Genomic DNA, 24861 nt, shown 5'->3' on the forward strand with positions numbered 1-24861 from the left:
GGATGTTTTCGTAGGCAAGCGGCAGGAGAAACTGCCGTGCATCGATTCATTTTTTTATTTAGTAGGCTCCATACCTTTGAGTGCTTATATAGGTGTTATCGTCCGCAGGTTATACCGGGCGCGGACGGCTGGGAGATAAAAAAGCTCTTGCCCTGTTTTGCGGCTAGCTATGTCTGATCCAGCAATTTCCAATAAAAATCTATACAAAAACAAGCTGTTGCGCCGGATGAGCGCCGGCGATTTCGCCTCTCTCGAGCCGCACATCGAGCGCTGTTCGCTGGAGTTACGGCAATCGCTCGAAGTGTCCGGATCGCCGATCGAGGCCATTTATTTCCTCGAGGACGGCATCGGTTCGGTGGTTGCGAAAATGCCGAACGGCAGCGATGCGGAAGTTGGCCTTGTCGGCTTGGAAGGTATGACCGGCTCGGCCCTGATAATGGGCGACGACCGTACGGTCCATGATTGCTATGTGCAGCTGGCGGGAGAAGCCGCCAGGATCGACGCCGAGCCGTTCAAGGCGGCGCTGACGCAAAGCCCGACGCTGCGGCTGTTCTTGCTGCGCTACGTGCAATATCTGCATGTCCAGACTGGCTATACCGCGCTGGTCAACGCGCGATCGAAACTTGAAGACCGGCTGGCGCGCTGGCTGCTCATGTGTGACGATCGGGTGGACGGCGGCCGGCTGACCATCACTCACGAATTCCTGTCGATCATGCTTGGCGTAAGGCGCCCGGGCGTCACGGTCGCGCTGCAGCTGCTTGAGGGGCGAGGGCTCATCCGGTCCCGCCGCGGCGAAATTATCATTCGCGATCGCGATGGTCTCGTCGCACTGGCGGATGGCGGCTACGGCCTGGCCGAGGCCGAATATACCCGCCTGGTCGAGCATATCGGCGAGCGCTGACGGCGCTTTCCTGGCCGATTGCTGCCGCAGGTTGAGGCCCCTTGCGACACTACACGGCGGGTCGGAAAAATTTTCAAAGCTCCCGGACCGTCAGGGAACTTGTTTCCCGTCGGTGGGTTATCGGACGCCTCTATTTTGAGAGGCGGCCACCAACCTTCGGGAGAGGATCATGGCGACTACGAAAAAGGCCGCGAAGGCGGCAAGCAAGGGCCTTGAGGATCTGTTCCTCGACGGGCTCAAAGACCTCTACTACGCCGAGAAGAAGATACTGAAAGCGCTGCCTAAAATGGCCAAGGGCGCGGAGTCGGAAGAAGTGACCGCCGCCTTCGAGAAACACCGCATGGAAACCGAAGGACATGTCGACCGCCTGGAAGAGGTGTTCGAGAAATTCGGCAAGCCGGCTCGCAGCAAAACCTGTCCGGCTATTGACGGAATCATCGAAGAGGGCTCGGAAATGCTCGAGGAGTATAACGGTGCTCCCGCGCTCGACGCCGGGCTTGTCGGTGCGGCGCAGGCTGTCGAACATTACGAGATCGCTCGCTACGGCACTTTGATCGCGTGGGCGGAAGAACTTGGCAAGAGCGACGTTGTCGAACTGCTCAGGGCAACTCTCAAGGAAGAGGTCGCGACCGACGAAGCGCTTTCCAAGCTCGGCGAAAGCGGTATCAACGAACGCGCAATGCAAGAAGCCGCTTGATCTACCAGATCGCCTCCGAGCCTCGGCAAGTGTTTGCCGTGGCTCGGCTAGTGCGGCGAACCAGCGAATTCTGCATTGGTTCCGTCGTCGGCGGCAGAACGGGGCAGCAAGAGCTTGAAGCGGTGCCTCGGGACCGACTTACTCGATCTGCTCGAACGTGCATTGCCGGGGCTCCTTGTCCGGCCGCCAGCGCAACAGCTTGGTTCCATGCCGGAACCGGTCGCCTGTCACATGGTCGAAACGAACCTCGACCACCAGTTCAGGCTTTATCGGTTCCCATTGTCCGCTGCGCTCCGTGCTCCAGCGGCTTGGTCCGCCCGGCGCCTTGCCGGTGAAACCCGGTTTGGCCCGCAGTTTTTCCAGCCGTCTGGTCAGCGCCGCCCTGTCGTCCTTGCCGATGGTCGAGGTGAACCCGACATGGTCCAGCCTGCCTTCGTCGTTGTAGAGGCCGAGCAGCAGGGATCCGACTTCGTTGCCGCCGGCGAGATAGCGAAAGCCGCCGACCACGCAATCCGCAGTGCGCAGCCGCTTGACCTTGACCATGGCGCGCTCGCCGGGCCGGTATGGCCCGGCGATCAGTTTTGCAACGACACCGTCGGTCGAGCCGTGGCCGGCGCCCTGCAGCCAGCGCTCGGCGGTGGCGGCGTCGTGCGTATAATTGGACAGGTGCAGTTCGGGCCGTGCCGCCGACGCGACAAAGGCCTCAATCGCCTGCCTCCTGGTGGTGAGAGGCTCTTCGATGATGATCCTGCCGCCGGGTTCGGCCAGCATGTCGAACAGGACCAGCATGGCAGGCGTCTCCAGGCTCAACTTGCGGATCCTGCTTTCGGCTGGATGAAGGCGCATTTGCAGGGCCTCGAACGAGGACGATCCGTCGACCTCGATGACGATCTCGCCGTCGGCAACAAACCGTCGCGAATTCACATAGCGCAGCACCGCGACCAGTTCGGGAAAATAGCGGCCAAGCGGCTTGCCCGATTTTGCACGCAGATCGACGGCATCGTCGCCCTTGAACACGAGGCAGCGAAACCCGTCCCATTTCGGTTCGTACTGCCAAAGCCCGTCACCGCCAGGAATTGCATCGGCGGCTTTGGCTTCCATCGGACGAAGGTCGAGCGGCAACGGAAATGCGGTCATGGCGGGTCCGCGCCGCCGCGGAGGCATTCGCTACCGCCGTCGGCCATTCCTCTGCGCCCCGCTTTCCCGCCTCGGCACCTTGCGGCCGGTTTGGTCGGGTGAAGGCGACCGCGGATCGACCTCGTCGGACCCACCGATCTCCTTGGTGATGCGATAGGCCAGATAAGCGACGGCTCCGGCAAGCAGCAAGCGGACCATGACTGCAAATCCTTCGTTGGCGTGAACCCACCAACCCACAGGCCGAAGGTTTTGTTCCGCCGCTGCCCATCGCCGGAGTGAATCGTCGGCGGCGCAACCAAAATCCAAGCGCATCGTTTGTTGCTTATCGACGAAAAGAATTTGCGATGAAGACGCTCTTGCCGTTGTTCGCTTTGACCCTGGCGCTATTCCTGGCCAGCAGCGCTTGGCCTGACGGGTGACCGCGATGCTCCTCGTTGTTCCGGTCTGGCAGGACATCGCGGCACGACTGCTTCTGACCGCGCTCGCCGGCCTGTTGATAGGCCTCAACCGCGAGGCGCGCGGGCACGCGGCGGGGCTACGCACCACCGTGCTGGTCGGATTGGCAGCCGCCATCACAATGATCCAGGCCAGTATTCTGCTCGAGACCGTTGGCAAGCACCCGGATTCGTTTGCATCGATGGACGTCTTGCGCTTTCCGCTGGGCGTGTTGACCGGCGTCGGCTTTATCGGCGGTGGCGCCATTCTTCGCCGCGGCAATCTTGTCAGCGGGGTCACCACGGCGGCCACTTTGTGGGTGATGACGGCGATCGGATTGGCTTTCGGTGGTGGCCAATACGGCTTGGGCGCGGCCGGCACGGCGCTGACGCTGGCCACCTTGCTGGTCCTGAAATGGGTGGACCTTCGAATGTCGCGCGAACACCATGCCCAGTTGGAACTGACGTGGAAGGCCGCGGCTCGACAGGAGCTCGATGCGCTCATCGGGCCGCTTGGCTACCAGGCGCGCCTCGTCGCAATAGAGAGGCGCCCAGATCTCAAGGATCCTGTGTTCTCGTTCGAGATCAGTTGGAGGCGGCCCGACACTGGCGCACCGCCAATGGATCTGCTGGCATCGGTGGGCGAGCATTGCGAGATCCAAAAGTTTGATCTCCTCAGCGAGCCTGCCCGCTAGAGCGGTTCATCGTTTCACGGAAACGCCGAACCGCTCTATCTCTTTGTTTCTGCGCAATCCCGGACGGAAAACCGTTTCACACTTTTCCTGGAATTGCTCTAGCGGCTCGCAACGATCGCGGCCTGAATCAGGCCATCGCTTCTTCGCGGCGCTTTCGATACCTATCTGTGGAGGCAGGACTCAAGGAGCAAGCAAAAGAGCGTGGCACAGCGATCGGGAAGTGCTGATCTTCCACTTCACGGCGGACGCGTGCCGAAATGGCTCGGCGACCGCATGACGCGGCTTGGCGCGGTCATGTGCGAGGCGATCATCCACCATTACGGCCGCGATGAATTGCTGCGCCGGCTGGCGCATCCGTTCTGGTTCCAGTCCTTTGGCGCCGTGATGGGGATGGACTGGCACTCTTCCGGCATCACCACCAGCGTCGTCGGTGCGTTGAAGCGCGGCCTGTCGCCGCTTTCCGGCGAACTCGGCATCCACGTTTGCGGCGGCCGCGGCGCGCATTCGCGCAAGACCCCGCACGAGCTTGCCCTGATCGGCGAGCGTGTCGGCCTCGACGGGCAAGGCCTCGCGACTGCCAGCCGGCTTGTCGCCAAGGTGGACAGCGCCGCGGTCCAGGACGGTTTCGATCTCTATCTGCACGGCTTTGTCGTCACCGATGACGGCAAATGGGTGGTGGTGCAGCAAGGCATGAACGGCGACAGCAAGGTGGCGCGCCGCTATCACTGGCTGTCCGAGGGCCTGAAGAGCTTTGTCGACCAGCCGCATGCCGCCATCGAGGGCGCCAACCAGGGCGAGATCGTCAACCTGACCGACCGCCGCGCCGAAGTGTCGCGCCAGGGACAACTGGACCTTCTGCACGACCTTGGACCGGATCGCATCGTGAGGGAGCTTGCCGCTTTGGAGCGGGGTTCGGCGCCAGCGCCGGAGCCGGCACAAAAGCTGCTGCCGCATCTGGTGATGCCGGCGCACCACGATGTACGCGAAAGCGATGTCGTCATGCGCCGCCTGCACGGCAACATCGCGGCGGCGGCCGAGCGCGGCCCGACAGATTTCGCCGGGCTTCTCCTGGTGCCCAATGTCGGTGCGCGCACGGTGCGGGCGCTGGCGCTGGTCGCCGAAGTGGTGCATGGAGCGCCGTGCCGTTTTTCCGATCCCGGCCGCTTCTCGCTGGCGCATGGCGGCAAGGACAGGCACCCGTTCCCCGTGCCGCTGAAGGTCTATGACGAGACGATCGGCGTGCTGAAATCGGCTGTCCAGAAGGCCAGGCTCGGCCGTGAGGAAGAGATCGGTGCGTTGCGGCGGCTGGACGACCAGTCGCGGCAGGTCGAGCGCTATGTCACCGGTCCAAGCCTGAAGGAAATCGTCGCCGGGGAGTTCGAGCAATCGCATCTGCTCGGCGGCCGCAGCGTCTTCGGTTGGGAGGTCGTACCCGAAACGGCCGCGGTCAAATCAACGAAGTGATCGGCTCGGATCAAGCCTCCAAGTCGATCAGGGCGACGCCGAGTTCGGGACGGTGCCTGCGGCGCAGATGGCCAGGCGTCTCCACCAATGTGACCTCGAGCGTCGGCCGCACGATGCCGTCCAGCAGATGACCGCCCCTCGTGGTGCCGTCACTCAATCCAAGGACTGCGTGGACGTGCAGGCTGGGCCTGCCGTCGTCGCCGATGGCAACATCGCCGATCGCGCTCAGCACTTCGCACTGTTCCCGGACGGGGATTTTCCGGTAGGTCCTCTCTCCAGGGTCGAACCAGCCGACGGTTGCCCTTTCGAAAGCACCGAGCGCGGTCAGCGACGCACTGCCGACGCCACGGTCGACCGCAAATGACGTCAGCTGCGCAAACGCCTCTTCGCCGGGATCAAGCACAATGACGAACGTTCTCTGTCCGGCGCTTTCGGCAACAAGCTGTGATTTCATGATTTCGCTCCAGCCGTCAGGAATTCAAATCCACCACACCAGCAATGCCAGCAAGACGAGACCCGCCAGGCCGGCGATGAAAATGATCCGGCGCGCCCGCGTCCGCAGGATGATCTCGCCCTGCCGCGCCTGCTCCGCCGAAAAGACAGGACCATCCTTGTCCCGGTCGTTGCTCATCCATCGTCTCCTTCCGGGCAATTATTCGGCATTGAATGGATCTGGCGCCCGATAGAACACAATCTCGTTTGGCGGATGAGGTTCCACGATGGACCATCGACGATTGGAACCGACTGGGACCCGGTCTTCTGCCGGCTCGAGATGGAGATCGACCACGAGGTGAACCCAGCCGGCTTGGGACCGGCTGGGCGCCGTTTGCATCTATTCCTTCGGCGCGGTCGCGGGCGCGGTATAGCGGCGGCGCACCGCGTCCAGGACGTGGTTGCGGCTCTCCTGCGCCGAAAGTGTGCCGTCTTTCTCCGCTTCGGCGGTTTCGCGTGCCAGTTCCTTGTCCCTGATCTGGTGGCGAAACCATTCGGAATAGTCGCCGGCGCGCAGATGGTGTTCCCAGGTCTTGTCGTCGATGCCTTCGGCGATCTGGGCGAAAATCATCAGATTATGGGCGCGGAGGTTCATGGCATTGTCTGGGCCGCGGAAATAGAAGCTGCCCTTCTCGTCCAGCTGGCCCTCGGCATATTTGCGGCTATGGCGCTTAAGCGACTGCCGCGGTTCGATCGGCTCGACCATGGCAGGTTTCTTGCGCGCCTGCGGCCGCCAGAACAGCACGCGCTCGTCCTTTGGAGAGTTCAGGTCCTTGTCCTTTGGCGGTTCGGTGCCGGTCTCGCGACAGAACGTCTTGATGACCTTTTTCGCCTTGGGGCCGAGTGCGATGACGGCGGTGACCAGCCGCAATGCCTCGGTTGAGATCGCGTCCGGATGAACCGTGATCAGGATCGTGCCCGGCAATTCCATGGCCAGCACCATTGGCGTGTCGTCGCGCCGCTTCGGCAAGAGGTGATGCGCTTCGTCGATGATCAGCCAGTGTGGTCGTGCCGTGCGGAAGCGAACGCTGCCAAGCCCCGGAAGCAGGTCGGCAAAGAAGTCCGGTCGCTCATTGACGCGCAGCGCCAGGCCGTTGACGACCAGGTTGTTGTCCGGCTTCTCCAGGAGATCGAGCAGCTCCGTCTTCGTCGGCGCATTCGAGCCGTCGCCCAGCCGGACGGCGCCTTCGAGGCCGTCATAGTCGCCTTCCGGATCGAAGATGCAGAACTGGAACTTTCTCTCGACGAAGCGCTCCGTCAGTGCGGTCGCCAAGGTCGATTTGCCGATACCCGAACTGCCGGCGATCAGCACCGTATCGGTTGGCGACAGATGCACCTCCTTGCCATCATCCGAGCCAAGCAGAATGCCGTCGCGGCTCGGAATAAGCTCGCGATCGCGCTCGACAAGTTTGTCGATCAGCTCCTCGACGCCCTTTCCGCGCGCGCCGCGTGTCACGAGATCCGCTGTATCCTTGACCGCCGCCAGTGCATTGTCGACGGCGATGCTGAGGCCGCAGGCGCGCAGGAAGGCGTGGTCGTTTTCGGCGTCGCCGACACCGACGACGTTGTGCGGCGACAATCTGAGGTCCTGAAGCGCGGCTGTCAGCCCGGTCGCCTTGTTTATGCCGCTGGGCAGGATCATAACCGCGCCCTTGTTGAAGATGATTTCCAGCTCCAGCCCCAATTTCTTGATGACCTCGAGTGCGGTAGCCTGATGCGGTTCCCAGGTAGCCACGATAGAGCGGCCGACCGAAAGCGGTTTGACACCGCGTTTCCTGAGTTTGGCGATGAACTCGGGGGCGGGCGGCGGAGATATCGCCCGCTCCTCCTCGCTGGCCGGCGTGTAGATCAGCGCGCCATTTTCCGCGACGACCTTGTCGAAGATCGCGACTTCGGGAAAGACACGCTTCAGGTCGGGCAGCTCGCGCCCGGTAACGAGAATGAGCTTGCGGCCGCTCTTCTTGAAGCGCTCGAGCGCCGCAAGAGTCTTCTCGGCAACGATCCCTTCATGCGCCAGCGTGCCGTCATAGTCAGTGGCCAGGGCTATGAAATACATGTCGTCAGTAGCCGCCGACGATCGGCAATATCTCGCCGGTGATATAGCTGGAGCAGTGCGGCGAGGCGAGGAACACGTAGGCCGGCGCGATCTCCTCCGGCTGGGCCGGCCGTTTCATCGGCGTGTCAGCGCCAAATTTCGAAACATCGCCGGCTTCCTTGTCCGAGGGGTTGAGCGGCGTCCAAACCGGGCCTGGCGCCACGGCGTTGACCCTTATGCCCTTGTCGACAAGGTTGCCCGAGAGCGCGCGGGTGAAGGCATGAATGCCGCCCTTGGTCATGGAGTAATCGACCAGTTGCTTCGAGCCCTCGATGCCGGTCACTGAACCGGTATTGATGATCGCCGAACCGGGTTTCATGTGCAGCACGGCCTCCTGCGCCATGTGGAAATAGCCGTATAGGTTGGTCTTCAGCGTCGTGTCGAAATGCTCCTCGGTCAGCTCGCTGAAATCGCTGGAGTGGACCTGGAAAGCGGCGTTGTTGACCAGCACGTCGATCCGCCCAAACTCCTGCACGATCTCAGCCACCGCGTTGTGGCAGTGGTCGCGTTCGCTGACATCGGCCTTGATCAGGATGCAGCGCCGGCCTTCCGCTTCGACGGCCCTTTTGGTATCTTCGGCGTCCCTATCCTCTGAGAGATAGATGATCGCCACATCGGCGCCTTCACGCGCATAGAGCACGGCCACCGCACGGCCGATGCCTGAGTCGCCGCCGGTAATGACGGCCACTTTGCCGTCGAGCTTTTTCGATCCGATATAAAATGGCGCATCGTAAAGCGGCGCCGGCTCGATCGCCCATTCATGCCCCGGCTTCGGCTGGTGCTGCTCGGGGAAGGGCGGCTCGGGATATTTGCGGGCACCGGCCTGCATGGCGCCTTTTTGCTTGCCATTGGACTTGGACTTATCCTTCTCGTCGATACGGCGCTGGATGTGCCGCTGCTTGGCGGCCTCGCCGGCGATTTCCGACTTCATCTGCATGGTCATCTCCCTGGCTTGAAACCCAACAACGCGTGTCCAGCGAAAAGGTTTATGCGACGGCGTCATTCCTTCAGCCCGGGCGGATCGTGCGGAGTCTAACCCACGGCACCGGCTGCAGTACGGACCCGCTGAAAAGCCTAGGAGATTGCGGCTCCCTCAGCGGCGCATTCGTTCGGCCCGCCCTGAGTCACAGATTGTTCTGCAGGGTCGCCGGCCCGTTGGCTCCATCCGCCCTATTCATGTCGCGCCCCTTGCCATTGAGTTGGCCTGGCTTCGTCCTCGGCTGCGTCTTCGAGCTTGGCGACAAGCAGATCCTTGAGGTCACCAACCTCTTCCTCGATATCTTCGATGGGTACGCCGGCGTCTGCCGCCTCTTCCTTGCATTCCCTGGCGAGGGTTTCCGCCTCCTTTTCAAGCTTGATCGGAGGCGGCGGTAGATGAACGTTTTCGTGGATCCAGTCCTGCAAGAATTCTATCGCACTAGCACTCATGGCGCTCACCTATAGCGGCAACCTGTAGTGCACATTAACGTACGTGCTGCAAAATGGATGCTTGGCAACGCCGGATTTCGAATTACGCCACTTGACGATAGCGTGATCGCCTAGGGGCTAGAGCTTCTGCAGCCAAATGGGATCACTTGGCGTCGCAGAAATGCGGCTAGCCAGACAGTTGGAGCGGGATCCAATTTGAAGGTATCCCGCCCTTAGGACGTGTTGCGCCGCCGCGCCGATGTTGCTCGATTCGGATCGCCCGACGGCCGACCATCGTCATCCGCAGCAGCCGGTCGTGTCGGCCACTCAGCGGCGCGGTCGGCGCGCATTTTGCGTTTATGCGCCATCCAGAACGGCAAGAGCTCAGCAAGAAAACTGTATATCGTGGTCTTCATCGGCATGCTCCGGACACGGGTTACAACTCGTGATCCCGGAGTTCCGTTCCGACAATGAGTTGCCTCTACAATTGCGATTCGATCGGCAGGCACCCAACCAGCGCTGCAACGATGCGCCGATAGAGACTGGCCTCGGGTTCACGCGAATATTGCCGCATCTCGCCATCCGCCATGCCGAGCCACCGCAAGGCGCCTTTGTCCAGGACCAGCTGGTAGCTCGTCTGCGGTGACTTTTCGTGCTCGAACAGCCGGCGCAACTCCATCACCAGATTGGTATCATGGAAAAGCACGCCCATTTCCGCGTTCAACGACACCGAACGCGGATCGAAATTGAAGGAGCCGACAAACCCGAGCGTGTCGTCGACCGTGAAGGCCTTGGTGTGGAGGCTGGCTCCCTTTGAACCGAAAACGGAGATGTTGGCCTGGCGGTCGAAGGGCTGCAATTCGAAAAGCTGGATACCTTTTTTAAGCAGCTTGCGGCGGTATTTGGCATAGGCGCCGTGCACGGCGGCGACGTCCGTCGCGGCGAGCGAGTTGGTCAGGATTGCAACCTCGGCGCCACGGTCGACCAGCTTCGACAGGATGGCCAACCCGGTGCGGCTGGGGATGAAATAGGGCGAGACGATTTCGAGGCGCTGCCTGGTCGCTGCGATAGCGGGAAGCAGCTCCTTGGTCAGCCAGTTCCTGCGCCTTTTGCCGCGCACCTTTTCCGGCGGATCGGAAATGACGCGAACGCCTTTCGTCCAGCAGACGTCGCTGTGCGCTACAATGAACTCCGTGATCGTGCGCCAGGCACTGAGGCTGTTCAAAAGCTGCCCGTCCGCGGTCGCGTCGAGATTGTCGAGAAAATCTGCGCGCGAGCCCGCCGCAGCCGGGTTGAGCAGCTGGATCGGCTTTGCCGCCTCGCAATTCCAGAACGCCTCGAAGATCTGCATCGTCTGCCCTACGGCAGGACCGAGAAGCAACAGGTCGAGATCGCGGAAATTCGTCTCCGCAGCGTCGAAATAGGCATCGCCGATATTTCTTCCGCCGACGATGGCCAAGCCCTCATCGGCGATCCAGGCCTTGTTGTGCATGCGGCGGGTCATCGCAAACAGCCGGGCGACCATCTCCAGCGAGCGAAAGATGCTGCCATTCCTCATGCCGCTCGGGTTGAACAGCCTCAGCTCGATGTTCTTGTAGCTGTTGAGCGCCAGGTAAGCGGCGTCGCTGTTGCGCGGATTTATATCGTCCAGCAGTATGCGGACGCGGACACCGCGCTCCGCCGCCTTGACGACCTCCTGCATCAGCAGCCGGCCGCTATGGTCGTCGTGCCAGAGATAGTACATCAGGTCGAGGCTGCTTGTGGCACTGCGCGTGGCAAGGATTCGCGCGGCAAACGCGTCATAATTGTCGGCGATCAGCAGCAGCCCGCTATTGCCGGCCGCGATCTTGTCCCGGGCAAACCGCGAAATGGCTGTATCCATGAGGTGCACCGGCAAACATCAGCGAAGCAAACGGTCTGAAATCTGACTAACAACCGTTCAGGTTCATTCTGGTTGCAGTCGCGGCTGCCGTATCGCGTCCAGGTTCAGCCGGGCCTTGATCGGCAGATGATCGGAAGCCCGTTGCGCCAGCGGCGTCTTGTGCACCTCGATGCTGGAAATCAGGTGCGGCGGCCTGGCCAGGATGCGGTCGAGCGCAAACAGCGGAAAGCGCGACGGAAAGCTCGGCAGAACCGCATCGATCGGACCGAAATGCGGCAGCAGGGCCAGCAGCGAAGACCTGTTGCGGACGCGCCATTCGTTGAGGTCGCCAAGCAGGATTGTTGGCCGCAGAACCGGGTGCGTGGCTTCGACCAGCGCGTTGGCCTGCTGCGAGCGCGACCGCCGCAGCAAGCCGAAATGTGCGGCTATGATCCTGAGGGAGACGCCCTTCAGCTCCAGGTCCACGATGACCGCACCGCGCGGCTCAAGGCCGGGCAGCCGGATCTGGTTCACGCTTTCGACCACGCCGCGGCGCGCCAGGATCAGATTTCCGTGCCAGCCATGGCTGCGGCGATTTTCCGGGACATGGGTGGGGACGAGGTCGCTGTCCCGCTCGAGTGCTGCGAGATCGAGTAAACCCTGCCTGCTTCCGGTTCTTTCGTCGGCCTCCTGCAAAGCAATGATATCGGCGTCGAGTTCCTTGACCACGGCTGCGACCCGCTCCGGATCGAACCTGCCGTCGGTGCCGACGCATTTATGCACATTGTAGGATGCGACCGTGGTGCACGAAATTTCATTGCCGGGTGCCGTAAACCGCGGCACTTCCCTTCGCAGCGCAGCGCCAAGCGACCTTGGAAGGGTAGGCGATCGATCCAGCATGTGATCCATTTGCTGTTGAGTCGGTGAGTGGCGGCCATCGCGATTATGGCGCGTGCGGAGGTCTGAAACAACGACGACCTTGCAAAACCGTTCCACCGCCGGCCTCGGCGCGCCCGCGGCCTGGAACCGTGACGGGCAACAACACGTTTCAGGAGGGCAGCGCAGTCAACGGAGAAGTCGAATGCAGCCCTTAGCCGCAAATTCCGCCCCCCGGCCAGGCCCGCTCAGCATTGTCCCGTTCGATGGAACCGTGACCGTTCGGTTTTCCGATGCCATTATCGCGTCGAGCCAGCGGGCAAAGCTGCTCTACGAAGACGGTCATGATCCTGTCTTCTACATACCCTTCGAGGACATCTATTTCGACCTTCTGGAGAAGACGAACACAACGAGCCACAGCCCGCTGAAGGGCACGGCAAGCTATTGGCGTGTTCATGCGGTCGGTTCGTCGGCAGAAGACTTCATGTGGGCCTACGAGACGCCCGACACCCCGGCATTGGCGATCGCCCGCCACGGCGCGTTCGATCCCGGCAGGGCGCGGATCGAGGCCGATCCCGCGGAGGACAAGCGGCATACGCCGCACGTCACCGAGTAAACTCAAATCGGCGACAGCGCAGCCTTCCGTCAGCTCGCAAACTCTTCTCTGAGAATGCGCAAGCCGTCTTCGTATTTCGCTGTCGAGGCCCCGATCTGCCGTGCCTGCCATAGATTGTCGGCAAGATCGGCGCGCTTGACAGGCAACGCCAACGGGTTGGCCGCGGCCCTGCGAACGAAAGCCGCATCGTCCTCGTTCGGCAGCCGCGTCATGGCATCGACGGCGGATACGATGGACGGTCCAAACCCGGCCGCCTCAAGCCGGTCGCGGTTCCAGCCGTCGCCTTTTTCGATGACGTCGTGAAGATAGGCGATGGCTTTCTGGTCGAGCGTTTCGACGGCATCGACGACCCGGCGGCAATGTTCGATATAAGGCCGCCCTGTCTTGTCCGTCTGCCCGGCATGAGCCTGTTCGGCGATTTTCGCTGCGCGATAAAGCACGCTCATTGGGTCGACCCCGTAACGAACAGCGCATGTCCTGGCGCACCAACGCGCCATCGTCAGTGCGAGTTCCTGTGCACTGCGGGACTCCTGCTGCCTCACTCGCGAGCTGAATGCCCGCGACAGTCAGGAGACGCGTTCAAAACTGTCGAGGCTGGTTCCAAAAGCGCGCCAGGCGGGGAGTTTCCTGGCTCGGGCCGGGGCACCTTCCTTTTCAGCCGACAAAGCGGCATCCGCAACGGTGTGCCACAGCATCTCCAGCTTCCCGTTCCTGAGGATGCCGGTATAGCTCACCGCCGCGGCTCCGATCCGCCCTTCGGCCGCGCAGGTGAATCCGATGACGTCTCCATGGCAGGCTCCGAACAGCGGCACCGTCATGCCGAAGAAGGCGCTGTCCTCCAGTGCCGTCCTGAAGGTTCCGCTGATCCGTCCGCCCTCTTCGCTGGTCAGTTCGACGACCGACCCGTACTGGTTCCGCCAGGTGCCCAGCCAACTCATCGCTGCTCCTCCTGATTGCTACCAAAGGGATTGCGTTGCCACACGGCCGCCAAGCCGCGGCTGGTGTAGCAGCCTTCAATCAGCCGCGATGCCAGCCATCGACATCTGAACGAAGCGCAGCGGCGCTTCCAGCGTCCAGGTGATGCCGTGCCTGGCGAATTCCAGGCGGCCGGTGCCGCTGAGCGCCTGCGGGGTGACGCGTTTGAGCACAACCGTTCCGAAACCGCGTCGCGTGTTTTCATCGACCAATGGTCCGTCCAGTTCCCGCCAGACAAGGCGGAAGCCATCGCTGCCATCGGCGGCTGGCGTCACGGTCCATTCGACCTCGACCCGTCCGTCAAGGCGCGACAGCGCTCCGTGCTTTACCGAATTGGTGGCCAGCTCGTGAAAGGCAATGCCGAGATATTGCACCGCGTTCGGCTGCAGCATGATCATCGGCCCGCTCATCGACAGCCTGGCCTGTGTCGCGAAGGCCTTGGTCTGGGCATGGATTAATTCGCCGATAGTCGCGCCACGCCATTCGGCATCGACCAGCAGATCGTGTGATTCCGAAAGTGCCATGATACGTTCCCGGACCTGGGAAAGGAAAGCCTCTGGCGTACCCGCCAGCTTGCTGGTCTCGCGGATCATCGAGACGATCACAGAATACTGGTTTTTGACGCGATGGTTGACTTCGCGCATGAGGGTGCGGATACGCCGTTCGCTCTCCTTGTGCGGGCTGATGTCACGCGCGATCTTGGAGGCGCCGATGATACGCCCGATGCCGTCGCGTATCGGCGAGATGGTGAGCGAAACCGGAACCAGGGTGCCGTCCTTGCGCTGCCGGATTGTCTCGTATGAAGGAATCCGTTCGCCGGCGCGAATGCGGCTGATAATCATGGCTTCCTCATCCAGGTGGTCGGGCGGGATGAGGATCGTCACCGGGCGCCCGATCGCCTCGGCGGGCGTATAGCCGAACAGGCGTTGTGCCGCGTCGTTCCAGCTGGTGATAATGCCATTCAGATCTTTCGACACGATGGCGTCCATCGAGGATTCGACGATGGCAGCGAGCCTTATGCCGGCGTCGTCAGCCAGCGCCTGGGTGCGCAGGTCGAGCAGGGTGTTGATGGCGCCGACGACCTCACCGCGCGCATCGCGAAGCAGGACCGGGTGCGCGCTGAACGGGATGAACTGGCCGTCCGGCCGCTCGGCGATCGCCCGGCCCCCACGAACCTCCCGCTCCTCCAGCAAGGCAACGGCCATCGGACATTCGTCATGCGCCATCGGCCGCCCGTCTGCGTGGCGAAGCTTCCATGATCCGCACCAGCGGTCCTGGCCGATAACTGGACGATATCCCCAGAGATCGGCAGCGGCTTCGTTGAAGAAGGTGATGTAGCCTTGTTTGTCGGTGGTGTAGACGGCGACAGGCAACGCCTGCATCAGATCGGCGGAAGAAACTTGCGGGATTCCGCCAGTCCTTAGTTCAACGACGTCCACCAGTCCCCCGCTCCGCTTAGCTTGCCGACGGATTGCTACGTCATCTAAATGCGCGCGAGTGTTTTCGGTTCCGTTCGATCTGCTTTCGGACATTTAGGCCGATTTGCGTTTCGCCGCCGCTCTCGGACTTTTGTTCGGAGCCTTGCCGCCCTCTTGCGCGAGGCTCTTGCGAAGAACATCGGCGAGATTGACGACGTTCGTCCTCGGCTGGGGTGCCGGCTTGGGCGGTTTCTTGCCCTTGCGCTTGGCTTCGATCATCGCAACCAGCGCCTGTTCATAAGTGTCTTCGAACTTCGACGGGTCGAATTTGGCCGGCTTCTTGTCGATCAGCAATTGCGCGATTTCCAGCATCTCGGGATCGACCTTGCGAGCCTTCAGCCCTTCGAACACCGCGTCCGCCGCGACCACTTCATTGTGGTTGCGTAATTCCGTCATCACCATGCCCTTGCCCAGCGGCTGGATCAGCACCTCTCGGCCACGCTGGTACAGCACGACGCAAGACCGGGCTGCCACTTTCTTCCTGGCCATGGCGTCCCGGATCACCGCGAATGCCTCCGTGGAGGGCACATCGGCCGGGACCAGATAATAGGGCTTTTCGAGGTAGCGTGCGTCGATTTCGGCGGTGGGCACAAACTCGCCGATCTCGAGCGTGTGCTGCGACACCATCTTCAGTTTCTTGATTTCGTCCGGCTCAATGCGGATGAACTTGCCCTTTTCGACCTCGTAGCCCTTTACCTGTTCGGCCGCCTCGACCGTGTCGCCGGTCTCCTCGTCTATATAGGCGCTCTTGACCGGGAGACCGTCTTTGCGGTTCAGGATCCTGAAATGTACTTTCTCGGCCTCGCTGACGGCGCCGATGATCTTGACGCCACAGGAAACCGATCCGACTTTCATAAAGCCCTTCCAGGCAGCTCGCGGCGTCGCCATGTCAATCACTCATTTGCCGAACGGACGGAACGGCTGCGAGCGGAAATCGTTCCGCCGTGGCAGGCTGCTCCATACGCTGGCCCGGACGAGAACGTTCGTTTCATTTTCGTCAGGGGAATAGCGGAATGGCCAAACGCAGCGCAGGGTTGCTCATTTATCGCCAAAGCAGAGGTTCACTTCAGGTGTTGCTGGTGCATCCGGGCGGCCCATTCTGGGCGAAGAAGGACGACGGCGCATGGTCGATCCCGAAGGGCTTGGTCGACGAGAACGAGGACGAGCTGGCGGCGGCCAAACGCGAGGCAGAAGAGGAGCTCGGCATCGCCATCGATGGAGTTTTCGGACACCTTGGCAGCTACCGGCAGCCGGGTGGCAAGCTCGTCATCGCATGGTGCGTCGAAGCGGACTTCGACAGCGACGCCATCAGCAGCAACACCTTCGTCATGGAATGGCCGCCAAGGTCCGGCTCGATGAAGGAATTTCCCGAAGTCGACAGAGCGGGCTGGTTCTCCCTGCCTGAAGCCAACCTCAAGATCCTGAAGGGCCAGCGCGCCATGCTGGCGGATTTGGCCGGTCGGCATGGCGACGGATGAATTTGTTTCAGCCCAGTTCTCAAGGGCAGTGCTCGGGCTTCCTCACCGCTCTGCTTTAAGCGCGTTACGGCCGCAGCGTGCGCAACGTGATCGAATAGCGGTGCTCGGCAACCGGCGGAATGCTGTGCTCCCATTCGTTGCGCGCAGCGCCCGTCATCAGATAGGCCGATCTTGGCTCGACGGTGACCGTCTTGCGATCCCATCGCGTGCCATTTTTCCGGCGCAGGCGAAAGCTGCAGGCGGCCAGCAGCGAAACGCCGGCGACCGCCTCGAAATGAGGCTTGTCACGGTGCCAGCCGATACCGGCGCCCGGCCGGTACTCGTTGATCAGCACCTGCACGAAGGTTTCGGCCGGCAGGCGGGCAAAGGCTGCAACCTTTTCCCTGAGCGGCAGCAGAAAGCCGGGTATCGGCGGTGCTTCGACGATTTCGCGCCGGTCGTAGTCGTAACGCAACCCGAAGCCGACTACCTGCCGGTTTGCCAGATGGCCGTGAAAGTCGAAGGCCTGAAAAGGCAGGCTTGCGAGCTGGCTTGCCAACGCTGCTTCTTCGTCCGGCGTGATCACTTCGGGCCGGTAGTGAAATCCTTCCGGCAGGTCGTCGGTGGCGGCAAAGAGATCGCCCTGCCGGGCTGCAGCTGATGTCTTGAGGGGTGGCATCAACCGTATTTGGTGAAGTCGGCCCGTAGCGGCAAGGCTGCTTCGGCATGAAGGAACCTCGCTCTCCGTGCAGGGTTATTCACACGATTGCCTGGATTGGAGCACTGCCGAGCATTGGACCTGTCGAGATGCCTTCAACTGCGATCAGAAGCATCGATTACCAGCCGGTGACGAGGGTGCTCTCCGTATGGTTCGTCCCGAGCGGAAACCGCTATGACTACGAGGACGTGCCGCCGCAGGTCCACGCGGCATTCCGCAAAGCCTCGTCGAAGGGCCGGTTCTTCAACGCGCATATTCGCGACCGGTATAAATTCCATCTGGTCGAGCAGAGCCATTCGAGCTGAGCCTTCAGGCGCTTCCCAACCATCATCTCGGCTCTCCGCCATGCGTGGCCGCGCCGGGACTTCGCAGTTGGCGAGTGACCTCAATGAGCTTTTGACGAACGCGCTGAAGCACGCCTTTTGGGCCGCGAAGGCGGGACGATCACGCTGCGCAGCGTCGTCGATGGCGACGGTTTTCGCATCGTAGTCGCCGATGACGGCATCGGGCTGCCCGAAGGCGAGACCTGGCCGAAACCCGGCAAGCTCGGAGCGTTGATCGCGCAATCGCTGACCGAAAATGCCAATGCCCGGTTCGAGGTGGATTCGACCCCTGGCAAAGGAACGCGGGTGACCATTGTGTTCAACAGATCGGCCGCGCTAGCGGCGTAGCCGCTCGACCAGTGCGGTCGTAGGCGCCGCCACTCAAGGCCATCCGCATCAGCCGGGCTCCTCCATCACCTTGCGGGTGTGGCGGGCGATGACACCTTCTTCGTCGGTCGCCACGACGCGGACTTCGACCTTGCTGTCTGCCTGGCTGATGAGCGCGGCATGGGAGCTGTTGGCGGCCTCGTCGATCGCCACGCCGAGCCAGCCAAGCCTCCCGCAAATCGCTTTGCGGACCGGGGCAGAGTGCTCGCCGATGCCGCCGGTGAACACCAGGCATTCCAGCCCGCCCAGCGTGTTGGCGAGGGCGGCAACCTCCCGGGCGGCGCGGAAGGCGAAAAGCTCCACCGCTTCGCGAGCCCGGCGGTCGTCGCTGGCCTCCAGCGTGCGCATGTCGCCGGAAATGCCGGACACGCCGAGCAGGCCGGATTCCTCGTAGAGCATGTCTTGCAGCGCCTCTCCCGAAACGCCTCTTTCCAACAACAGGTACAAAAGCACGCCCGGATCGATGGCGCCGCAGCGTGTGCCCATGACCAGGCCGTCAAGCGCCGAAAAGCCCATAGTAGTATCGACGCTTCGCCCGTAGCGCATGGCGCACAAGCTCGCCCCGTTGCCGAGATGGGCGACGATGGTTCTTTTCGCCGCCAGATCGGGCGATATCTGCTTGAGCCGGCCGGCGACATATTCGTAGGAAAGCCCGTGAAAGCCGTAGCGGTGGATGCCGTCTGCCTCATAGCGGCGCGGCAGTGCGAAACGGCTGACCAGAGGCTCGATGGTCCGATGGAAGGCCGTGTCGAAACATCCGACCTGCGGCAGGTCCGGCCGCAGCGCAGCAAGCGCCCGGATTGGTGCGAGACTGCGCGGCTGGTGCAGTGGCGCAAGCGGGGTCAGCCTGTCGAGAGCCTCGATAACTGTCGGCATCAGGCGGACAGGTGCGACGAACTCGCGTCCGCCATGGACGATGCGATGGCCGGCGGCGATCAGTTTCCTTCCGCCAAGTTCGTTCTCGATCCATTGCAGCATCTGGCCGATGCCCATGTCGCGTGATGCGTCTGCGGCAAGTGGCCGATCGCACTGCACCGCCCCATCGGCGGCTTTCGCGGTCAGCCTTGGCGCGTCGCCCAGATCCAGCGAACCGCGCGAGGCAAGATCCAGCTCGGCGGATGCTGCAAGGTCGTAAAGTCTGAACTTGATGCTCGACGAGCCGGCATTCAACGCAAGGATCGATCGTCGCATCAATCGCCGGCCCTCGTCGCGCCGTCCTGCGGCCAGGACCATTTCTGGATCTCGGGCATGTCCTCGCCATGTTCGCGGACATAGGCCGTGTGCTCAGCCAATTTCCTATGCAGCGCCGCGGCAAGATCCTTCGCCCGCTCGGCCAGCCCCGGCACGCGCGCGATCGCGGCGAGCGCCAGATGATAGCGGTCGAGCTGGTTGAGCACCACCATATCGAACGGCGTCGTCGTCGTGCCTTCCTCGCGAAAGCCATGCACATGCATGTTGTCGTGGTTGGCGCGCCGGTAGGTCAGACGGTGAATGAGATAGGGGTAGCCGTGATAGGCGAAGATGACCGGCTTGGCCTTGGTGAACAGTGCGTCGAATCTGTCATCGGCAAAGCCATGCGGATGCTCGGAATTCGACTGCAAAATCATCAGGTCGACGACATTGACGACGCGGATCTTCAGGTCCGGAATGCCTGAGCGCAGGATGTCGGCTGCGGCAAGCGTCTCCAGTGTCGGCACGTCGCCGGCGCTGGCCAGGACCACATCCGGATCTTCGCCCTTGGCAACCGTCCCGGCCCATTCCCAGATGCCGGCACCGGCCTTGCAGTGCGCTTCCGCGTCTTCGGCGGACAGCCATTGCGGCGCCGGCTGCTTGCCGGCGACGATGACGTTGATGCGGTTGTAGGTTTTCAGGCAATGGTCGGTGATCCACAGCAGCGTGTTGGCATCCGGCGGGAAATAGAGCCTGACCGTGTCGGCCTTCTTGTTGGCGACGAAATCGGCAAATCCCGGGTCCTGATGGCTGAAGCCGTTGTGATCCTGCCGCCAGACATGCGAGGTCAGCAGGTAGTTGAGCGAGGCGATCGGCTTGCGCCAGGCAAGTTCGCCGGAGGTCTTCAGCCATTTGGCGTGCTGGTTGACCATGGAATCGACAATGTGGATGAACGCCTCGTAGCACGAGAACAGGCCGTGGCGGCCGGTCAGCAGATAGCCCTCCAGCCAGCCTTGGCAAAGGTGCTCGCTGAGCACCTCCATGACGCGGCCGTCGCGGGAAAGATGGACGTCGTAAGGCTCGATCCGCTCCATCCAGACGCGGTCCGTAACCTCGAACACGTCGTCGAGGCGGTTGGAGGATGTCTCGTCCGGTCCCATCAGCCGAAAATTCCTGGCATCGGCGTTCAAGCGGATCACATCGCGAAGATAGCTTCCGACGGTCCGCGTCGCCTCCCCAACAGTACCGCCCGGACGCAGTACGTCGAGCGCGAGGCCTTTCCAGTCGGGAAGCACAAGGTCTTGTTTCAGCAGGCCACCATTGGCGTAGGGGATTGCGCCCATGCGTCTTGACCCCGTAGGCGCCAGCGCCGCGAGTTCCGCCAGGAGATGCCCGCCTTCGTCGAACAGCGTCTTCGGTTCGTAGCTGCGCATCCAGTCTTCGAGGATCTGGCGGTGCGCCGCGTCGCCGCGTGCGTTCGACACCGGGACCTGGTGCGAGCGCCAGAAATCCTCGACCTTCTTGCCGTCGACCTCTTTCGGCCCGGTCCAACCCTTTGGGCTGCGCAGCACGATCATCGGCCACAGCGGCCGCTCTCCCATCCAGCCCGCGGCTCGTGCAGGCTCCTGGATGGAGTGGATCCGGTCGAGCACGGTATCGAGCGTGCGGGCCATCTCCCGATGCATCGCGGCAGGCTCATGACCTTCCACGAAGAAGGTCTCGTAGCCATAGCCGAGGAACAGGCTGCGCAACGCCTCGTCTTCCATGCGGCCGAGGATCGTCGGGCTGGCGATCTTGTAGCCATTGAGATGCAGGATCGGCAGGACGGCACCGTCGGATGCCGGGTTCAGGAACTTGTTGGAATGCCAGGCCGCGGCGAGCGGGCCGGTCTCGGCTTCACCGTCGCCGACGACGCAGGCAACGACAAGGTTCGGATTGTCGAAGGCGGCGCCGAAGGCATGAACCAGCGCATAGCCGAGTTCTCCGCCTTCGTGGATCGAGCCGGGCGTCTCCGGAGCCGCGTGGCTCGGCACTCCGCCGGGAAACGAGAACTGCCGGAACAGCTTTCGCAGGCCGTCTTCGTCCCCGCCGACCTCGGGATAGATCTCGCTGTAGGTGCCCTCGAGCCAGGTGTTCGCGACCATTGCCGGGCCGCCGTGACCCGGCCCGCAGATGAACAGAACATCGAGACCACGTTCACGGATGATCCGGTTCAGATGCACATAGATGAAATTGAGGCCGGGCGTCGTGCCCCAATGGCCGAGCAGCCGCGGCTTGATGTGCTCGGGCCGCAAAGGCTCGCGCAAGAGCGGATTGTCGAGCAGATAGATCTGGCCAACCGAGATGTAGTTCGCGGCGCGCCAGTAGCGGTCCATCAGATCGATCTGGTCAAGGCCGGTTGTCTGCGCAGTGGTGCGGGCCTCGTCGTTCATGGAAATGCCTCCGGAATACCCTCGTCCGTCGGTATCTGGAGTGGCGTCGCCTCGGAGAAAGGATTTGCCTCGAAATAAGTTTGGGCGGGCGCTGCCCCTCGCCAGCAAAAGCCGATCGGTCACTTGGGAACCTCGAGGCTCGCCAACGGTTAGAGAGACGTGCGTAATCCAGGAATTCACGGGACCGCAATTCCAGGGACGTACGGGACATGAACCTAGTTGCCCTTGAGGACGCTTGGCTCATTGGGGCGGAGGGGTCTGCAAAAGGAGCAAAAAATGCTCGATCTCTCCGATGCCCGTGATCGTATGGTGGACGTCCACCTAAGCCGCCGTGGCATTCGCGACCGCAATGTCCTGCAGGCGATGCGGGAGGTTCCGCGCGAGGCTTTCGTCGATCCGGGCTTCGAAGAGTTCGCTTATGAGGATGGGCCGCTGCCGATCGCCGAAGGTCAGACGATATCGCAGCCCTTTATCGTTGCGTTCATGATCGAAATGGCGGAGATCGGAGCTGGTGACCATGTTCTCGAGGTCGGCACCGGCTCCGGCTATGCGGCTGCCGTAATGAGCCGCATCGTCGAACGCGTCTACACGATCGAGCGCCACGCCGCGTTGGCTGAAACGGCAAGGCAACGGTTCAAAAAGCTTGGCTACGACAATATCGAAGTCCGCACTGGCGACGGCACCAAGGGCTGGCCCGAAGCGGCGCCCTTCGATGCGATCCTGGTTGCCGCCGCTGGACCCGGCGCACCGCTCGCTCTGCAAGAACAGCTCGACGTCGCCGGCCGGCTTATCATCCCGGTCGGCGACGAATTCGACGCGCAGCGGCTGCTCAAGGTCACCCGGACCGGCGCAGCAACTTACACCGAGGAGGATTTCGGCGGCGTGCGGTTTGTTCCGCTGATCGGCGAGCAAGGCTGGGGCGAGCCAGGCAGCGACAGCCAAATAGCGGCCGATCTTCCGCACCGGCATCAGCGCAGGAGCAGCCTGCCGCAGATGATAGCGGCCGCAGCCGAACCGCTTCCGGATTTCGACGATCCGGCCTTCGGTGCGCTGTTCGACCGGTTTGCCGACCGCCGCGTCGTCTTGCTCGGCGAAGCCAGTCACGGTACGTCGGAGTTCTACCGTGCGCGCGCCGCGATCACTCGCAGGCTGATCGAGAAGCATGGCTTCACCATCGTCGCGGTGGAGGCCGACTGGCCCGATGCCGCGGCGATCGACCGCTACGTCCGCCATCGGCCGCCGCGGCCGGGCGCGGCGCCGCCGTTCCAGCGCTTTCCCACCTGGATGTGGCGCAACACCGACGTCGCGGCGTTCGTCGACTGGATGCGAGTGCGTAATGAGCGGATCAGCATATCCTCCCGGCGGGCCGGATTCTATGGCCTCGACATCTACAATATGGGCGGATCGATTGCGGCGGTCCTGCAATATCTCGACCGGGTCGATCCGCAGGCGGCGAGGATCGCGCGCGAACGCTATGGCTGCCTGACGCCGTGGCAGAACGACCCGGCCACCTATGGCCGTGTCGCACTCACCTCCGGTTACCAGAAATGCGAGAAGGCCGTGCTCGAGCAATGCCGGGAACTGCTTTCCAGGGAGCTCGACTATGCGCAGCAGGACGGTATCGATTTCCTCGACGCCACCCAGAACGCCCGCCTAGTCGCCGCCGCCGAGCGCTATTACCGCACCATGTATTATGGCGGCGCGCAATCCTGGAACCTGCGCGACACCCACATGTTCGAAACGCTGGAGCACCTGCTGCAGGCCCGCGGCCCGAATGCCAAGGCGGTGGTGTGGGCACATAATTCCCATATCGGCGATGCTCGCTACACCGAGATGGGGATCGTCAGGGACGAAGTGAACATCGGCCAGCTCTGCCGCCAGCGTCTTGGCGACGAGGTTGGCTTGATTGGGCTCAGTACGCATTCCGGGACGGTGGCCGCGGCGACCGACTGGGACGGCGACATGGAAGTGAAACTGGTGCGGCCTTCCCACAACGACAGCTATGAGCGGCTTTGCCACGACAGCGGCGTCTCGCCTTTCCTTCTCGATTTCGAGCGCGACGACACGCTGCGCCAACGGCTTCTCGAGCGCCGGCTGGAGCGCTTTATCGGCGTCATCTACCGGCCCGAGACCGAGTTGCACAGCCACTATGCGGATGCCTCGCTCGCCCGCCAGTTCGATGCTTTCGTCTGGTTCGATGAAACCAGTGCCGTGACGCCGCTTGGGCCGGAACATGCGGGGACAGGCCTTCCCGAGACCTATCCTTTCGGGCTTTAGCAGCTTGGGAAGCGGAAAATAGAAAGAAGGAGGTCACCGATGGCCGGAAGAAAGACTCATGAGCAGCAGTTGCGCATCATCGAAGAGCGCGAGAACACGAAAAACGCCGGCAAGGATTTCGACGCCGAAGCGGATTTGAAAAAGACCAGGCAAGAGCGCGAGGCGTTCCGGCGCGGTGCCGAGCTCAGATCGGACCCGAAGGATATTGCCGATCCCGACGATCGCAACATCATCCGCGGCGAGCACCAGGAAAGCGCCCACAACAAGCATCGCGCCGACCGCTGAACGGCCGGATCGCTTGACGTTAAGACAATACGGCGCCGGGTCCGTTCTCTGATCTGACGGATGCAGCGTTCGTAGCCGCAAATTGGCGAACGAGGACGCCGTCTTGATCTCCTCGGCGCTATTCGGCAAAAAATGTCGCGGCGACAGCAATTGAGACTAGGCTCAGCATCGCGAGGCCTGCCCTGGCGACATGCGAAGCCTCCCAGACGTTGCGCAAATCTCTCCAGTCGCCGGTCTGCTTTCGAGAGAACATTGAAAAAAACGTCGCGGCTGATTTCGGCATGGCAGTGTCTTGCACCCAGAAATTATTGACGGGATGCGTGACCAACCAATAGGTCGCATGCTCCGCCAGCAAGAAGACAAGCGCCGCCAAGGTCCACCAGAATCGGGCGCTTGGATAGGGCGTCAGGTAGAGCAGGACGGCGAGTGCAATGATGCCGCCGATCTCGGCGAACCCGCCGATCGTGAAGCCGGGATAGTAGATCGCCTGCACTGATCTGTAGGTGGCCTCCTTGAGACGCAACTTGCCGGGCAATTCCAGTGCGTGCGCGAGCGAGAGCGCCATCGAGACGGCGACCAGAAGAAGGGTGGCGATCATCAATGCGCGCATGTTCCTGCTCCCGATCATGCCAAGGTGCGCGCGTAGATAGGGTCGTTGGTGATCCGGTAAAGGCTATGACACCC

General features: G+C 62.2%; 26 protein-coding genes and 1 pseudogene. 10 read left to right on the forward strand and 17 right to left on the reverse strand.

Going from position 1 to position 24861, the window contains the following annotated elements; translation table 11 throughout:
* The first annotated feature begins 226 nt into the window (after nt 1–226).
* Nucleotides 227–901 carry a Crp/Fnr family transcriptional regulator gene (locus tag NKI95_RS09510; RefSeq protein WP_502894902.1) on the forward strand — a complete coding sequence of 225 codons (675 nt, stop codon included), beginning with the start codon at nt 227–229 and terminating at the stop codon, nt 899–901.
* A 169-nt stretch (nt 902–1070) separates the two neighbouring features.
* A complete protein-coding gene (locus tag NKI95_RS09515) occupies nt 1071–1598 on the forward strand; it encodes a YciE/YciF ferroxidase family protein (protein ID WP_352716220.1) in 528 nt (175 codons plus the stop codon).
* A gap of 138 nt (nt 1599–1736) precedes the next feature.
* On the opposite strand, the gene NKI95_RS09520 is transcribed toward NKI95_RS09515, so the two are convergent.
* Nucleotides 1737–2735 (reverse strand): ATP-dependent DNA ligase, encoded by a 999-nt coding sequence (locus NKI95_RS09520; RefSeq protein WP_352716221.1) that lies wholly within the window; start codon nt 2733–2735, stop codon nt 1737–1739.
* A 30-nt stretch (nt 2736–2765) separates the two neighbouring features.
* Nucleotides 2766–2933, reverse strand: coding sequence for a hypothetical protein (locus tag NKI95_RS09525; RefSeq protein ID WP_352716223.1), 168 nt, complete (start codon nt 2931–2933; stop codon nt 2766–2768).
* Nucleotides 2934–3159: 226 nt separating this feature from the next.
* Here NKI95_RS09525 and NKI95_RS09530 point away from each other — a divergent pair, with 226 nt between their 5' ends.
* Nucleotides 3160–3864 (forward strand): MgtC/SapB family protein, encoded by a 705-nt coding sequence (locus tag NKI95_RS09530; protein WP_352716224.1) that lies wholly within the window; start codon nt 3160–3162, stop codon nt 3862–3864.
* Nucleotides 3865–4065: 201 nt separating this feature from the next.
* Complete coding sequence (locus NKI95_RS09535; RefSeq protein ID WP_352716225.1) at nt 4066–5328, forward strand: DUF763 domain-containing protein; 1263 nt, start codon at nt 4066–4068, stop codon at nt 5326–5328.
* Between the two features lie 10 nt (nt 5329–5338).
* Here the strand turns inward: NKI95_RS09535 and NKI95_RS09540 are convergent, their stop codons facing one another.
* From NKI95_RS09540 to NKI95_RS09570, 7 genes are all read right to left on the reverse strand, one after another.
* The gene (locus NKI95_RS09540) at nt 5339–5782 is read right to left on the reverse strand and encodes a PPC domain-containing DNA-binding protein (RefSeq protein WP_352716226.1); all 444 of its coding nucleotides are present in this window, start codon (nt 5780–5782) and stop codon (nt 5339–5341) included.
* 24 nt (nt 5783–5806) lie between these two features.
* Nucleotides 5807–5959, reverse strand: a complete 153-nt coding sequence (locus NKI95_RS09545) for a peptide ABC transporter permease (RefSeq protein WP_352716227.1) — start codon at nt 5957–5959, stop codon at nt 5807–5809.
* A gap of 201 nt (nt 5960–6160) precedes the next feature.
* Entirely contained in the window at nt 6161–7876 is a 1716-nt protein-coding gene (locus NKI95_RS09550) for an HAD family hydrolase (RefSeq protein ID WP_352716228.1), read from the reverse strand.
* A 4-nt stretch (nt 7877–7880) separates the two neighbouring features.
* On the reverse strand, nt 7881–8852 hold the full coding sequence (locus NKI95_RS09555; RefSeq protein WP_352716230.1) for an SDR family oxidoreductase: 972 nt from the start codon (nt 8850–8852) through the stop codon (nt 7881–7883).
* Nucleotides 8853–9085: 233 nt separating this feature from the next.
* Nucleotides 9086–9343, reverse strand: coding sequence for a hypothetical protein (locus tag NKI95_RS09560; RefSeq protein ID WP_352716231.1), 258 nt, complete (start codon nt 9341–9343; stop codon nt 9086–9088).
* Nucleotides 9344–9803: 460 nt separating this feature from the next.
* Nucleotides 9804–11204, reverse strand: a complete 1401-nt coding sequence (locus NKI95_RS09565) for a phospholipase D family protein (protein ID WP_352716232.1) — start codon at nt 11202–11204, stop codon at nt 9804–9806.
* A 63-nt stretch (nt 11205–11267) separates the two neighbouring features.
* Nucleotides 11268–12083: an endonuclease/exonuclease/phosphatase family protein gene (locus NKI95_RS09570; protein WP_502909136.1), complete on the reverse strand. Its 816-nt coding sequence runs from the start codon at nt 12081–12083 to the stop codon at nt 11268–11270.
* A 181-nt stretch (nt 12084–12264) separates the two neighbouring features.
* On the opposite strand from NKI95_RS09570, the gene NKI95_RS09575 reads away from it, so the two are divergent.
* Nucleotides 12265–12675, forward strand: coding sequence for a DUF427 domain-containing protein (locus NKI95_RS09575; protein ID WP_353016094.1), 411 nt, complete (start codon nt 12265–12267; stop codon nt 12673–12675).
* 29 nt (nt 12676–12704) lie between these two features.
* On the opposite strand, the gene NKI95_RS09580 is transcribed toward NKI95_RS09575, so the two are convergent.
* The 4 genes from NKI95_RS09580 to ku form a co-directional block, all read right to left on the reverse strand.
* On the reverse strand, nt 12705–13121 hold the full coding sequence (locus NKI95_RS09580) for an HD domain-containing protein (protein ID WP_023677074.1): 417 nt from the start codon (nt 13119–13121) through the stop codon (nt 12705–12707).
* Between the two features lie 120 nt (nt 13122–13241).
* Nucleotides 13242–13613, reverse strand: coding sequence for an avidin/streptavidin family protein (locus NKI95_RS09585; RefSeq protein WP_352716236.1), 372 nt, complete (start codon nt 13611–13613; stop codon nt 13242–13244).
* Nucleotides 13614–13688: 75 nt separating this feature from the next.
* Complete coding sequence (locus NKI95_RS09590; RefSeq protein ID WP_352716237.1) at nt 13689–15089, reverse strand: PAS domain-containing HWE histidine kinase family protein; 1401 nt, start codon at nt 15087–15089, stop codon at nt 13689–13691.
* Nucleotides 15090–15182: 93 nt separating this feature from the next.
* Nucleotides 15183–16016, reverse strand: coding sequence for a non-homologous end joining protein Ku (ku, locus tag NKI95_RS09595; protein WP_352716238.1), 834 nt, complete (start codon nt 16014–16016; stop codon nt 15183–15185).
* Between the two features lie 125 nt (nt 16017–16141).
* Here ku and NKI95_RS09600 point away from each other — a divergent pair, with 125 nt between their 5' ends.
* Nucleotides 16142–16606 (forward strand): NUDIX hydrolase, encoded by a 465-nt coding sequence (locus NKI95_RS09600; RefSeq protein ID WP_352716239.1) that lies wholly within the window; start codon nt 16142–16144, stop codon nt 16604–16606.
* Between the two features lie 64 nt (nt 16607–16670).
* Here the strand turns inward: NKI95_RS09600 and NKI95_RS09605 are convergent, their stop codons facing one another.
* On the reverse strand, nt 16671–17264 hold the full coding sequence (locus NKI95_RS09605) for an alpha-ketoglutarate-dependent dioxygenase AlkB (RefSeq protein ID WP_352716240.1): 594 nt from the start codon (nt 17262–17264) through the stop codon (nt 16671–16673).
* A gap of 128 nt (nt 17265–17392) precedes the next feature.
* Here NKI95_RS09605 and NKI95_RS09610 point away from each other — a divergent pair, with 128 nt between their 5' ends.
* Both NKI95_RS09610 and NKI95_RS09615 read left to right on the forward strand, forming a co-directional pair.
* Nucleotides 17393–17608, forward strand: a complete 216-nt coding sequence (locus NKI95_RS09610; RefSeq protein WP_352716241.1) for a KTSC domain-containing protein — start codon at nt 17393–17395, stop codon at nt 17606–17608.
* 79 nt (nt 17609–17687) lie between these two features.
* Nucleotides 17688–17974 (forward strand): annotated as a pseudogene (locus NKI95_RS09615) (ATP-binding protein); the annotation flags it as partial.
* Nucleotides 17975–18022: 48 nt separating this feature from the next.
* On the opposite strand, the gene NKI95_RS09620 reads toward NKI95_RS09615, so the two are convergent.
* Together NKI95_RS09620 and NKI95_RS09625 are read right to left on the reverse strand one after the other, a co-directional pair.
* Nucleotides 18023–19204, reverse strand: a complete 1182-nt coding sequence (locus NKI95_RS09620; RefSeq protein ID WP_352716243.1) for an acetate/propionate family kinase — start codon at nt 19202–19204, stop codon at nt 18023–18025.
* Nucleotides 19204–21615, reverse strand: a complete 2412-nt coding sequence (locus NKI95_RS09625; protein ID WP_352716245.1) for a phosphoketolase family protein — start codon at nt 21613–21615, stop codon at nt 19204–19206. Before NKI95_RS09625 ends, NKI95_RS09620 begins: the two co-directional genes overlap by 1 nt.
* Before the next feature lie 276 nt (nt 21616–21891).
* Between NKI95_RS09625 and NKI95_RS09630 the strand changes: the two genes are divergently transcribed.
* Both NKI95_RS09630 and NKI95_RS09635 read left to right on the forward strand, forming a co-directional pair.
* The gene (locus NKI95_RS09630; protein WP_352716247.1) at nt 21892–23892 is read left to right on the forward strand and encodes a protein-L-isoaspartate(D-aspartate) O-methyltransferase; all 2001 of its coding nucleotides are present in this window, start codon (nt 21892–21894) and stop codon (nt 23890–23892) included.
* A 39-nt stretch (nt 23893–23931) separates the two neighbouring features.
* The gene (locus NKI95_RS09635) at nt 23932–24177 is read left to right on the forward strand and encodes a hypothetical protein (protein WP_352716249.1); all 246 of its coding nucleotides are present in this window, start codon (nt 23932–23934) and stop codon (nt 24175–24177) included.
* Between the two features lie 118 nt (nt 24178–24295).
* Here NKI95_RS09635 and NKI95_RS09640 read toward each other — a convergent pair whose 3' ends face one another.
* Nucleotides 24296–24787 (reverse strand): DUF1772 domain-containing protein, encoded by a 492-nt coding sequence (locus NKI95_RS09640; RefSeq protein ID WP_352716251.1) that lies wholly within the window; start codon nt 24785–24787, stop codon nt 24296–24298.
* Nucleotides 24788–24861 lie beyond the last annotated feature (74 nt).

Source organism: Mesorhizobium sp. M0306 (assembly GCF_040321655.1).
In the GTDB taxonomy this organism is placed as follows: domain Bacteria; phylum Pseudomonadota; class Alphaproteobacteria; order Rhizobiales; family Rhizobiaceae; genus Mesorhizobium.